General features: G+C 70.9%; 12 protein-coding genes. 3 read left to right on the top strand and 9 right to left on the bottom strand.

The window, feature by feature from the left end:
* Positions 1 to 23 precede the first annotated feature (23 nt).
* The 4 genes from ACZ561_RS21260 to ACZ561_RS21245 form a co-directional block, all read right to left on the bottom strand.
* Positions 24 to 494, bottom strand: coding sequence for a copper chaperone PCu(A)C (locus tag ACZ561_RS21260; protein ID WP_470997316.1), 471 nt, complete (start codon positions 492 to 494; stop codon positions 24 to 26).
* Positions 491 to 1,222 (bottom strand): SCO family protein, encoded by a 732-nt coding sequence (locus ACZ561_RS21255; protein ID WP_470997313.1) that lies wholly within the window; start codon positions 1,220 to 1,222, stop codon positions 491 to 493. The genes ACZ561_RS21260 and ACZ561_RS21255 overlap by 4 nt, the downstream gene beginning before the upstream one ends.
* Positions 1,223 to 1,251: 29 nt before the next feature.
* Positions 1,252 to 1,992, bottom strand: a complete 741-nt coding sequence (locus tag ACZ561_RS21250; protein WP_470997310.1) for a YcnI family copper-binding membrane protein — start codon at positions 1,990 to 1,992, stop codon at positions 1,252 to 1,254.
* A gap of 139 nt (positions 1,993 to 2,131) precedes the next feature.
* The gene (locus tag ACZ561_RS21245) at positions 2,132 to 2,935 is read right to left on the bottom strand and encodes a hypothetical protein (protein ID WP_470997307.1); all 804 of its coding nucleotides are present in this window, start codon (positions 2,933 to 2,935) and stop codon (positions 2,132 to 2,134) included.
* Positions 2,936 to 3,155: 220 nt separating this feature from the next.
* Between ACZ561_RS21245 and ACZ561_RS21240 the strand changes: the two genes are divergently transcribed.
* Complete coding sequence (locus ACZ561_RS21240) at positions 3,156 to 3,593, top strand: ATP-binding protein (RefSeq protein WP_376438487.1); 438 nt, start codon at positions 3,156 to 3,158, stop codon at positions 3,591 to 3,593.
* A 73-nt stretch (positions 3,594 to 3,666) separates the two neighbouring features.
* Here the strand turns inward: ACZ561_RS21240 and ACZ561_RS21235 are convergent, their stop codons facing one another.
* Positions 3,667 to 5,124 carry an aminopeptidase P family protein gene (locus tag ACZ561_RS21235; protein WP_470997304.1) on the bottom strand — a complete coding sequence of 486 codons (1,458 nt, stop codon included), beginning with the start codon at positions 5,122 to 5,124 and terminating at the stop codon, positions 3,667 to 3,669.
* Positions 5,125 to 5,287: 163 nt separating this feature from the next.
* The gene (locus ACZ561_RS21230; protein WP_470997301.1) at positions 5,288 to 6,895 is read right to left on the bottom strand and encodes a PP2C family protein-serine/threonine phosphatase; all 1,608 of its coding nucleotides are present in this window, start codon (positions 6,893 to 6,895) and stop codon (positions 5,288 to 5,290) included.
* A 381-nt stretch (positions 6,896 to 7,276) separates the two neighbouring features.
* On the opposite strand from ACZ561_RS21230, the gene ACZ561_RS21225 reads away from it, so the two are divergent.
* Positions 7,277 to 7,957: a bifunctional DNA primase/polymerase gene (locus tag ACZ561_RS21225; protein ID WP_470997299.1), complete on the top strand. Its 681-nt coding sequence runs from the start codon at positions 7,277 to 7,279 to the stop codon at positions 7,955 to 7,957.
* A gap of 330 nt (positions 7,958 to 8,287) precedes the next feature.
* Positions 8,288 to 8,869 (top strand): hypothetical protein, encoded by a 582-nt coding sequence (locus ACZ561_RS21220; protein ID WP_470997296.1) that lies wholly within the window; start codon positions 8,288 to 8,290, stop codon positions 8,867 to 8,869.
* Positions 8,870 to 9,081: 212 nt separating this feature from the next.
* On the opposite strand, the gene ACZ561_RS21215 is transcribed toward ACZ561_RS21220, so the two are convergent.
* From ACZ561_RS21215 to ACZ561_RS21205, 3 genes are all read right to left on the bottom strand, one after another.
* The gene (locus ACZ561_RS21215) at positions 9,082 to 10,050 is read right to left on the bottom strand and encodes a DUF5926 family protein (protein WP_470997293.1); all 969 of its coding nucleotides are present in this window, start codon (positions 10,048 to 10,050) and stop codon (positions 9,082 to 9,084) included.
* A gap of 202 nt (positions 10,051 to 10,252) precedes the next feature.
* Positions 10,253 to 10,855 (bottom strand): ATP-binding protein, encoded by a 603-nt coding sequence (locus tag ACZ561_RS21210; protein ID WP_470997291.1) that lies wholly within the window; start codon positions 10,853 to 10,855, stop codon positions 10,253 to 10,255.
* 73 nt (positions 10,856 to 10,928) lie between these two features.
* Positions 10,929 to 11,750 carry a glycerophosphodiester phosphodiesterase gene (locus tag ACZ561_RS21205; RefSeq protein WP_470997288.1) on the bottom strand — a complete coding sequence of 274 codons (822 nt, stop codon included), beginning with the start codon at positions 11,748 to 11,750 and terminating at the stop codon, positions 10,929 to 10,931.
* Positions 11,751 to 11,925: the final 175 nt, after the last annotated feature.

Here is an 11,925-nt window from a genome sequence, read left to right as displayed (position 1 = left end):
TGTGTGTCAGTCCCTCAACTAGCTCAGTGCTGCTTCGGGTTGTGGGTGGCGGCCTCGACGGGCAGGTCGATCTTGATGGGTGCGGCCTTCTCGAAGTGCAGCTCGATGCTGACCTTGTCGCCCTGCTTCGGCTTCGTCTTCAGCCCCATGAACATGATGTGGTTGCCGCCGCGTTCGAGCCTCAGCTCACCGTTGGCTGGGATGTCGAAGGACTTCACCTGCTGCATCTTCTGGTTCTTCGTCTCGTGGATCTGTACGTCGTCCGAGACCGGGCTGGTGACGGAGGTCAGCTTGTCGGCCGTACCGCTGTCGTTCTTGATGGTCAGGAAGCCGCCGGCCATGTCCATCACGGGTTGCGGCATGAACGCGCCGCTGACCTTCAGTTCGGGCTTGCCGTCCGCCTTGTCGGAGGAGGTGTCGGACGAGCACCCCGTCAGCGCCAGGCTGCCGGTGAGAGCGACGGCGGCGATCAGGGTGGTGGTGCGGCGGTTCACGGGTTCTCCCCCTTGATGATCTTCGGCAGGTCCTTGGCGTAGTCGTCGATGGTGGTGTCCTCGCCGTACAGGACGTAGCCCTGGTCGGTCGTGGGCGAGAACGCGATCACCTGGGCTCCGTGCATGGAGACGACCGAGCCGTCCTTCCCCTTCTTCGGCGGGTCGATGCCGATGCCGATCTGGCGGGCGCCCGCCTGGATCGTGGAGAAGTCGCCGGTGAGACCGGTGAAGGTGGGGTCACCGGCGGCCGGGAGCCACTTGGCCAGTTCGGCCGAGGTGTCCCGCTCGGGGTCGGTGGTGACGAAGACGACCTGGAGCTTGTCCTGGTCCGCCTTGGGGAGCTGCTTCTTGGCGATGGCGATGTTGCTCATCGTCAGCGGGCAGACGTCGGGGCAGTGCGTGTAGCCGAAGTAGATCAGCGTGGGCTTGCCCTTGGTCCGCTCGCGCAGGTCGAACTTCTGGCCCTTCGTGTCCGTGAGGACGAGGTCGGGCTTGGTGAACGGGCGGTCGAGGACCGTCGCCGCCTTGGTGGAGTTGCCGTCGGCGGAGACCTCGGTGACCGCTCCGTTGCCGGAGCCCGTCGCCTTGTCGTCGCCTCCGCCGAGGCCGACGACGGCCGTCACCGCGAGGGCGGCGACGACCGCGACGGCCGCGGCGATGAGCGGGGTGCGGCGGCTCGGCCGCGCCCGCTCATCGGTGTTCGGGTCGGTCGACTTCTGGACTGACATGGATCGTGTTCTTTCTTGCGGAAGGGGGTTCAGGCCGAGCGGCGACGGCCGGCGAGCACACCGAAGGCGACGCCCGCGACGCCCGCGAGGATGCCGATGACACCCAGCACCCGGGCGGTGGTGTCACTGCTGTCGGAGCCGGCGGCCTCGGTGTGGGACTTCTCGGCCCCGGCCTTGTCGTCGTGACCGGCCTTGTCGTCCGTCTTCGTGGCGCCGCCGCCGTGGTGGTCCTCGGTGGCCGCGGAGAGCTTCAGTACGGGAGCGGGGTTCTGCGGCTCGGCCGCGCCCTCCTTCGGCTCCTCGATCCAGCGGACGACCTCGTTGTTGTCGTAGGTCTGGATGGCCTTGAGGACGAGCTGGTCGGCGTCCTCCGGCAGCTGGCCGAGCGAGAGCGGGAACTGCTGGAACTGGCCCGGGCCGATCTTCGAACCGTCGGCGGTCCAGGTGACCTTGGAGACGGCCTCGTTGATCTTCTTGCCGTGCAGCTCCAGCGGCTTGGCGAGCTTGGCCTTGGTGACCTCGGCCTTCCAGCCCGGCAGCGGCTGCGGCATCACGGACGCGAGCGGGTGGTCGGTGGGGAAGTTGACCTCGACCTTGATGGTGGAGGCGTTGTCGCGCTCGTTGGGGACCTTGACGTTGACGGTCGCGTAACCGCCCTTGGCGGCCTCGCCCTGCGGCTGCACGCTGACGTGCGCGAAGGCGGTGCCGGAGAGCAGGACGACGGAGGAGACGGCGATTCCGCCGGCGAGGGCGATTCGGGAGACGTTCATGGCAGAAGACACTCCAGCTCGGGAGGATGGGTGAGAGGTCCGCCGCGCCGAGGGCCGGACGACGCGAGCGAGCGCGAACGACCGGGTACGGGCGCAGGGATGCGGATCGCCGCGGCCCGCTCCCTGTGAGCGGTCCGCGTCAGGCTGCGAGGACGCAGTCGGCGGCCGGCGGGCCGCGCCGGATCACCGTGTGCTGGAGTGCCTCCGCGACGGGTGGCGCGGAGGAGTCGGCCGCGGTACGGGCGGGGTGGCGCGGACCGGCCGCCGGGAGCCCGGGAAGGCCGGCGAGGAGCGCCCGTACGAGAGCGAGTGCGGCGCGCAGGGAACGGACGAGGGCGTCTTCGGCGAGCTCGGTCGCTCCCTGGGCGGAGAGCCGGACGAGCCGGCCGAGGGCGAGGTCGCCGCGGCGCAGCAGCCAGCCGGTGGCGAGCGCGGCCAGCAGGTGGCCGAGCGCCATCGGAAGGTTGGGCAGCAGGTCGGCGTTCTGCGCGGCGCCGGTCGCCAGGTGGGCGCCGTGGGTGGGGTGCGGCTGGGCGGCCGCGGCGGCCGGGTCGAGACCGGCGTCGGTGATGATGCGGGTCGCGTCGGCGGGGCTGAGCGACGCGGCGCCCGCGCCGCAGACCAGCTTGGCCGCCATGCGGATCAGTGCGTCGTCGGAGGCCGGGCCGAGTGCGCCCGGTGTGAGTGGACGCTGGCCGAGGCCGAACAGCACATGCAGCCCGAGCTGTCCGCCGGCCAGCGCGGTGACGATGGCGGGCAGCGAACGCTCGCGCCCGGCGAAGAGCGCGGTGATGCCGAAGATGCCGAGGAATCCGGCGACCACGGTCCACAGGGCGATGCCCGCGCACGCGGCGATGGCGTGTCCGAGCCCGGACAGCACGACGCAGACCGCGGTGAACACCGCGGCCCTCAGCAGACGTGGTGCGAGCGCGGGGGCAGACATGGCGGGGTCATCATCGCACCAGGCCCCCACCTGCCATACGGCAGGTCCGGAAGGTCACCCTTTGGCTGCTTCGGGCCTGACATACACCGGCGTCCGGCGTGCCCACATCCGCCGAATGAGGGCTCTTGTGTTCTCCAGGGGCTTACGGACCCCTTAGGGCGGCAATAGGTAACGGTATGTCGCGCCGCAGCATGTCGAGCCGCAGCCAGGAGGCTGAAGCATGAGCATCTGGTGGTCCCTCCATCTGAGGCGCGAAGCCGCGAGCGTTCCGCTCGCCCGGCGGCTCCTTCTCGGCACGATGGAGACCGCGGGCGTCGACCCGGACGTGTCCTACGAGTTGTCGATCGCCCTGACCGAGGCGTGTGCCAATGCCGTCGAGCACGGTGGGGACACGGGTTCCGGCATGGCCTCGGAGGAGTACCGGGTCACCGCCTATCTGGACGGCGAGACCTGTCGGATCGAGGTGGCGGACTCGGGTCCGGGTTTCTCGGGGTCCCCGCTGCCCGCCGCCGCGGACGCCGAGAACGGCCGTGGTCTGCGGCTGATCGAGGAGCTGGCCGACCATGTCCACTTCGGCCGTACGGGCCGGGGCGGTGCGCTCGTCAGCTTCGACAAGATCGTCAAATGGCGGGCGGACGCGCCTCTCGCGCTGACCTGAATCTGATGATGTGTGACAAAAAGGGCCCCCGCCGATCGCGTCGGCGGGGGCCCTTCTCGTACGGACGAGGTGATCAGCCCTTCAGGCCGGCCATCCATGCCTCGACCTCGTCCGAGCGGCGCGGCAGCGAGTCGGAGAGGTTCCGGTTGCCGTCCTCGGTGACGAGGATGTCGTCCTCGATGCGGACGCCGATGCCCCGGTACTCCTCCGGCACGCTCAGGTCGTCGGCCTGGAAGTACAGCCCCGGCTCGACGGTCAGGCACATGCCCGGCTCGAGGGTGGTGTCGACGTACGCCTCGGTGCGCGCGGCGGCGCAGTCGTGGACGTCCATGCCGAGCATGTGACCGGTGCCGTGGAGGGTCCAGCGGCGCTGGAGGCCGAGCTCCAGGACGCGGTCGACCGGGCCCTCGACGAGGCCCCACTCGACGAGCTTCTCAGCGAGCACCCGCTGGGCGGCGTCGTGGAAGTCGCGGTAGGCGGCGCCCGGCTTCACCGCGGCGATGCCGGCCTCCTGCGCCTCGTACACGGCGTCGTAGATCTTGCGCTGGAGCTCGGTGTAGCGGCCGTTGATCGGCAGGGTGCGGGTCACGTCCGCGGTGTAGAGCTCGTTGGTCTCGACGCCGGCGTCGAGGAGCAGCAGGTCGCCGGAGCGGACCGGCCCGTTGTTGCGGACCCAGTGCAGGGTGGTGGCGTGCTGTCCGGCGGCGCAGATGGAGCCGTAGCCGATGTCGTTGCCCTCGACGCGGGCGCGCAGGAAGAACGTGCCCTCGATGTAGCGCTCGCTGGTCGCCTCGGCCTTGTCGAGGACCTTGACGACGTCCTCGAAGCCGCGGGCGGTGGAGTCGCAGGCCTTCTGGAGCTCGGCGATCTCGAACGCGTCCTTGACGAGGCGGGCCTCGGAGAGGAAGACGCGCAGTTCCTCGTCGCGCTCGGCGGTGACCTTGTCGGTCAGGGCCGTCTCGATACCGGCGTCGTGGCCGCGGACGGCGCGGACGGGGCCGGTGGCCTCCTTGAGGGCGGCGGCGAGCTCGCGCACGTCCTTGGCGGGGATGCCGAGGAGCCGCTCGGCCTCGGTCAGGGAGTGGCGGCGGCCGACCCAGAGCTCGCCCTGGCCGTCGAGCCAGAACTCGCCGTTCTCGCGGTTGGAGCGGGGCAGCAGGTAGATCGTCGCCGTGTGGCCGCTCTTGGTGGGCTCCAGGACGAGGACGCCGTCCTCGGTCTGGTCGCCGGTGAGGTACGCGTACTCGGTCGACGCGCGGAAGCTGTACTCGGTGTCGTTCGAGCGCGTCTTCAGGTTGCCGGCGGGGATCACCAGTCGCTCGCCCGGGAAGCGCGCGGAGAGCGCGGCGCGGCGGGCCGCGGTGTGCTCGGCCTGCGCGATCGGCCGCAGGTCGTGCAGCTCGGTGTCGGCCCAGCCGGACTTCATGTTCTCGGCGAGCTCGTCGGAGACGCCCTGGTACAGGCCGTTCTTGCGCTGCTTGATCGGTTCTTCGGACTCGTCCGGGGTTTCCGGGGTGAGCTCGTCTGCCACGGGGGGTCTCCTTTGGTACGACACTGAACCCCCTCCATCGTACGGTCGTACGGAAGGGGGCCCAGGGCCTGAAGACCTATTACCGCTGAGTCACATGTGGTCTACACGCAGTTCCCCGAAGCTCGCTGCTCATCGAAGCCGCCGTTCGCCGGAGGCTCGCCGCTCACTCGAAGCGGGCCGCGAGCAGGACGACGTCCTCCCCGTCCACGCCCGTGTCGAGGCCCTCGGGCAGCAGGGTCCGCAGCACGTGGTCGGCGATGGCCCCGGGGTCGGTCCGGTCCGCCTTCGGCACGCTCGCGGCGGCCGCGTGGAGCCGTGCGAAGGCCCGGTCCATGGGGTCGCCGGTCCGGCGCAGCAGCCCGTCGGTGTACAGCAGCACCGTTTCTCCGGGGGACGGGGTGATCTCGACGCTCGGCGCCTCCCAGCAGGCGAGCATCCCGAGCGGCGCGGACAGTGAGGTCTCGACGAACTCGGTGCGGTGGTCGCCGATGATCAGTGGCGGGGTGTGTCCGGCCCCGGCGAGGACGAGCTTGCGCTGCTTCGGCTCGGAGTAGGCGAAGAGCGCGGTGGCCGAGCGGGCGGGCTCGGTCAGCCGGAGCAGGAGTTCCAGGTCGGACAGGACGGCGACGGGGTCCTCGCCCTCCATGACCGCGTACGCCCGCAGGGAGGCGCGCAGCCGTCCCATGGCGGCGAGCGCGCTGGGGCCGGTCCCGGACACGGAGCCGACGGCGAGGCCGAGGGCGCCCTCGGGCAGCGGCAGGGCGTCGTACCAGTCGCCGCCGCCCCGGGGCCCGGTGCGGTGGCGGGCGGCGAGCTGGACGCCGGGGACCCGGGGGAGGCGGCTGGGCAGCAACTCCTCGGCGACGGTGGCGACCTGGACGCGGGCGCGCTCCAGCTCCAGGAGCCGGGCGAGGTGTTCGGTGGCGTAACGGCAGTAGAGGCCGATCAGGTGGCGCTGACGCTCGACCGGTTCGGCGGGCTCGTCGTACAGCCAGACGACGGCGCCGAGCCTGCCGGCGTCCTCGGTGGCGAGGGGGAGGGCGTAGCTGGCGGCATAGCCGAGCCGGGCGGCGACCTCGCGGTGGCGGGGGTCGAGTTCGGCCTCGCCGAGGAGGTCGGGGACCGCGACCGGATCGGGGACGGCGACGGAGTCGGGGGTGGCGAGCGGATCGCGGCCGGTGAGCGGGTCGCGCGCGGCTCTGGAGCCGGTCGGATCGCGGAGGGCTCCGGGGCCGGCCGGTTCGGGGAGGCCGTCGAGGATGCGGCCGTAGGAGGTGGCGCTGCGCGGCACGGTCTCGATGGTGCCGAGGTCCGCGTGGGCGAGGCCGAGTCCGACGGTGGAGGTCGGGCCGAGTCCGTCGGCGGGTTCGAGGACGGCCATGCCGCGGCGGGCGCCGACGAGGGCGGCGCCGGCGCGCAGCACCTCACGCAGTGCTTCGTCGAGCGAACCGGTCTTGACCAGGCGTTCGGTGAGTTCGTGGAGGGTGGTGAGGTCCGAGACCCAGCCGGCCAGCCGGTCCTGGATCAACTCGCCGGGGATGTCAGGGAGGGGCGCGTCGGAGGGGATGACGGGTGGGACGGGCGCGGTAGTGTGCGCGGGCGACGGAACTGTGGAATCGATTCCGGCCACTTTCGGCAGGTGTGGGGCGCTCATGTCGACCGGCTTTCCGGCCGGTGTGTTTCGCTCATTAGCATCGCAAACCCCCATGTCAATCTGCGCCGCTAGCAATGCATCCACATGTACACGCACAAGAGGAGCGATGTCCAGCATTGTCCCTACGGGACTTGTGGTGTCTATGGGGTTTGGCAGAAGGGTTGAAGTGCGGGCCAACTTGGCTGAAAATTACCCCCACCGTGCACCTTTTGCGGTCGACTGGCGTCGTTTGAAAGCGCGTTGATTTGAACGTGATGGGTACGTAAACGGTGATGGCCAGGGGCAGTTGAAGCAGCCCCGGAACCTGGCAGGGTGCCTGGGCGTCCTCACCGCCGCAGGCCGCGCCCCTCGAGTGGACGACGAGCCTCAGCTCGGCCCCTCCCGCCCCACCGCACGGGGCGGTGATCCGCCGACCTTGTACGCGCTGATACGCACAGTGAAGTGATCTGCACATGGTGTGATGTGGATTCGGCGTTCAACGGAAAGGAACGAGCGCTCATGCGCGAGATCCTCGGAAGGCGACGCAGGCTCCGGTTCCGGCGCAAGGAGAGGACTGTCCAGCTCGACGCGGCGCTCGTCTGCGCCACCGAGTGGGACTGGCCCGTACTGCCCGGCGTGGGGCTGAAGACGACGACGCGTACGTCCGGAGGGGTGGGCTGCGCCTGCCCCGACCCGCAGTGTGTCGTTCCCGGCGCACACCCCTTCGACCCCGGCCTGCTCGCGGCCACGACCGACGAGCGCATGATCCGTTGGTGGTGGACCCGGCGGCCGGAGGCCCCGATCGTCCTGGCCACCGGCGGCAGGGCGCCCTGCGCGGTGAGTCTGCCGGCCGTCGCGGGAGCGCGCGCCCTGGCCGCGCTCGACACGATGGGCATGAGGCTCGGCCCCGTGGTGGCGACGCCGACCCGCTGGTCGCTGCTGGTCGCCCCGTACAGCCTGGAACAGCTCGGCGAACTCCTCTACGCGAAGGACAGCGTGCCCAGCTCGCTGCGCTTCCACGGGGAGGGCGGCTATCTGCTGCTGCCGCCCTCGGTCGCGGGGACGGGCCAGGTGCGCTGGGAGCGAGCCCCGCTGGAGGGCTCGGCCACGCCGTGGCTGCCGGACGTGGAGGCGGTCGTGGACGCGCTGGTGGAGGCGAGCACGGGCGCACCGGAGGGCGGAAGCAGACTCGCGTACTGACGCGGTGGGCGGAAGGCTCGCGTACGGACGGGCGGCGGAAGGCTCGCGTACGGACGGGGCTGGGGCAGGCTCGCGGAAGGCTCGTGCACGGACGGGGCAGGGGGCCTAAGGGGCCCACGTGTTCACGGGCGGGCGATCCGTGCCGTGGGTGCTCCGTCCTGCGGGCCGCGCCGGACTCGAGGCCCGTTCCGGCGTCTGCGTCACCCGTACGGGTGTGAGGCTGCCCGAGTTGTACGGGAAATGGGCGCGCGACGCGCTGAGCGCCCCCGATCCGCCGATATCTTCGGCGCACCGTTCACGAGTCGCAGCCAGCCGGGCAGGTGGGTCCCCATGAATCTCCGCATGATCGGGCTCGGGGCCGCCGTGGTGTGTGCCACGCTGCTGCCGCTGGTCGCCCTCGCCGGCCCGGCGGCAGGCCCGGGGCCGGGCGACGACGCGAAGCCGAAGGCCGACGGCGGCCTGCTGCCGGGCCTCGGCCTCGGCGCCCCCGAGGAGCGGCCGACGCCCGCGACCCCGGCTCCGCCCCGTCCGCGGCAGCCGTCGCCCTCGGACCTCCCCGGCCACGCCTCGCACTGCGGACCCGAGCTCACCTCTCCCGACGGGATCGAGGCGCAGACCTGCGTCCTCACCGAGGGGCCCGACACCTGGGCGCGCACGTACTACCGCAACGCCACGGGCCAGCGACTGGACTCCGTACTCACTCTGATGGGCCCCGCGGGGCGAACCGTACAAGTGCGTTGTGCCATCCCGGCACAGGACGAACCGGGGGCTTGTGAGACGCCTCGGGAGCGCGCACGGGGTGTTGCTTCGGCATATTCGGCCGTGGCGGAATTCGCGGGCGCGGGAGAAGGCGACAGTACGCCGCTGTTGCTGCGGTCGGGGAGCAACGCGGCGAGCACGGGCGGTAGTTGAGCGCGGGACGGGATCCGTCCGGGCATGAGAAGGCCCGATCGCTGGCGACGGGGGATGCACCAGCGACCGGGCTTCTAGAACCGTAACAAGAGATCTGCGGTTCGCAAATTCGATCTCGGTTATTCGGACAGGGATTTATCAGGTCGTGCGGCGGAGTTGTGGCGGAAGTCACCGACTGATCGGTCTGTCAGTGACGGCTGCCACCGCGTGTGTCAGCTGAGAGTGACCTGACGGTTGGTGAGACCGCCGCGCGCCCGGCGCTCCTCCGGCGTCAGCGGGGCGTCGGAGGCCAGCGCCGCGGCGAGCCGCTCGGCGAACTCGGCGGCCGGCTTCTCGCAGTCCTCGGCACTCATCGAGGTGGGCAGGTCCCAGACGGGGACCATCAGGCCGTGCGCCCGGAAGGAGCCGACGAGGCGGGTGTCGTCGACGAGAGCGGAGGTGCCGGCGGCGTGCAGGCGGGCGAGCGCGTCGAGGAGCTTCTCCTCGGGGTGCGGCATGACCCAGCGCAGGTGGTTCTTCTCCGGGGTCTCGCACCAGTACGCCGAGTCCACACCGGTCAGCTTGACGGTGGGGATCGCGGCGGCGTTCGCGCGCTCCAGGGAGGCGGTGACCTCGGGGTTGGAGTTGTCGGCGGACTCCGGGATCCAGAATTCGAAGCCCTCGTGCACGACCGGCGCAAAATCGCTGTTCGGGTCGAGCAGGTCTTGCAGACGGGGGCCCTCGGAGGGCACACGGCGGGCGGCGACCGGGGTGCCGGGCTTCGCTTCCAGGGCGCGCTGGAGGGTGTCGGCGAGGTCGCGGGCGAGGTCGCCGGAGGAGGAGTCGTTCTGCAGGGCGAGCAGAACGGAGCCGTCGTCGCGGCGCAGCGCCGGCCATGCCATCGGCAGCACGGTCGCGAGCGTCACCGAGGGCACGCCCTCGGGCAGGCCGTCCTTGAGGGTGAGCGGAACGGTGGCGGCGGGCACCAGCTCGCGCAGCGCGACCCAGTCGCACTCGCCGGGCAGTCCCTCGAAGGGGCGCTGGACGAGCTCGGTCACGGCGTGTGCGGCGGCCCGGCCGTGACACGCCTTGTAGCGGCGGCCCGAACCGCACGGGCACGGCTCGCGCGCACCGACGACCGGGATCTCCCCGTTCGTGACCTGTGCCTTGGCGGCCTTCGTCTGGGGGCGCTTCTTGGCCATGGTGTGGCTTCTCCCGATAGCGGCAGTGCGGTGGTGCAGGGCCGTGCTCGGTGCACGGCTCTGTGTCGGGCGAGCCTAGCCGTACGGAAGCGATGCGGGGCTCAGGCCGGGGCGGTCGGTGTCCGGTCTGTTGCCCGGTCGCGCTCGGGCGGTCGCTCGACGGCGCTGTCCGGGCTTCGGTCCACTCCTCGGAGGCGTCGCTTCAGTCCAGGTCGTCGTACGCGTCCAGGAAGTCGAAGCCCGAGCCGCCGCCGACCCTCGCCGCGAAGTCCTCGCGCCGATGGCCCTCGGTGACGATCACCCAGACCGTGACCTCGCCGGTCGCGCTGTCCCGTACTCCCCAGTCCTGGGCCAGCGCGCTGATGATGTTCAGCCCACGGCCGCCGCGCGCGGTGACCGAGGGCGTCGAAGGAACAGGCCGTGTGGGACCACCGCCGTCCGTCACCTCGACCGTCAGGCCACCCGACACATCGATGCGCCACGCGGCTCGGACGTCCCCGTCGCCCACTTCGGCCCGCCCCAGCGGCCTGCCGTGCCGGCAGGCATTGCTGAGCAGCTCGGAAAGGATCAGTACCGCATCGTCGACGACCGATTCGGACATCCCGCTGCGGCTCAACTGCTCCCGCATACGGTGTCGCGCCTCACCCACGCCCGCAGGGCCATGGGGTACGGCCATGCTCGACGACGTGGGCACCTCCTGTGCCACCACCAACGCCACCCCCGAGACCTCCTTTGCCCCACGCCACGGTGTGGATGCCCCAATGGCCTGGACCGGAAACCGGCCAGACAGCCTCCGGTGACGCACTCGTGACGATCGAGTACGGGCCGAACGCGCCGGTGCACTCCCCGTAAGCCCCGATGCGGGTGGGGAGAACGGGTCAAACGCGGCCCAACTGGGACAGCACCTGCTTGGGGCGGTTGGTGATGATCGCGTCGACGCCGAGCCGCTCGCACAGCTCCACGTCCTCCGGATCGTCCACCGTCCATACATGGATCTGGTGCCCGGCCTTCTGGAGCCGAAGGATCACGGTGGGGTGGTGGCGGACGATCCGGATCGACGGTCCGGCGATCCGCGCGCCCGCCGGCAGCCGTCCGTCGCGCAGCCGGGGCGTGACGAACTGGGACAGCGAGACGGTGGGGAGGGTCGGCGCGGCCGCCGCGATCCGGCTGAGGGAGCGGGGGGAGAAGCTCATGACACGCACGGGGGAGTCCTCCGGAGCCGCCGGCTCCGCCAGGTCGAACCGCTTGAGGAGGGTCAACAGCCGCTCCTCCACCTGGCCCGCCCAGCGGGTGGGGTGCTTGGTCTCGATGGCGAGTTCTATCCGCCTGCCGGCGTCGGAGACCAGCTCGAGGAGGCGTTCCAGGGTGAGTACGGAGGTGAGCTCGGGGTCCTTCCAGTCCGGGCTCTCGCCCGCCTCCTCGCGCCCCCTCCAGGTGCCGAAGTCGAGGGCGGCGAGGTCGGCGAGCTCCAGGGCGGAGACGGCGCCGCGGCCGTTGGAGGTGCGGTCGACGCGTCGGTCGTGGACGCAGACGAGGTGGCCGTCGGCGGTGAGCCGGACATCGCACTCGAGCGCGTCGGCGCCGTCCTCGATGGCCTTCACGTAGGCGGCCAGAGTGTGTTCCGGGGCGTCCTCGGAGGCTCCGCGGTGGGCGACCACCTGAACAGGGACGCGGTTGATGTGCTGCCGTGCGTGGGTCACCGCGTCATGGTGCCATTGGCAGGACGACCATTGCGGATCGTGTCCGTTCTGTCCGTAAATAAAGAATGGGGTGCGGACACACAGCTCCGGCTTACAGTGGCCTGACGTCCAGTGGGAAAAGCTGTTCGCAGCACCCTGGCGATGGCATCCATCCGTGCAGTGAACGAGGAGAGAG

The sequence above is a fragment of the Streptomyces sp. NPDC039609 genome (genome assembly GCF_055596705.1).
Note: the sequence above shows the minus strand (reverse complement) of the source record. Positions and strands in the feature narration are given on the sequence as shown.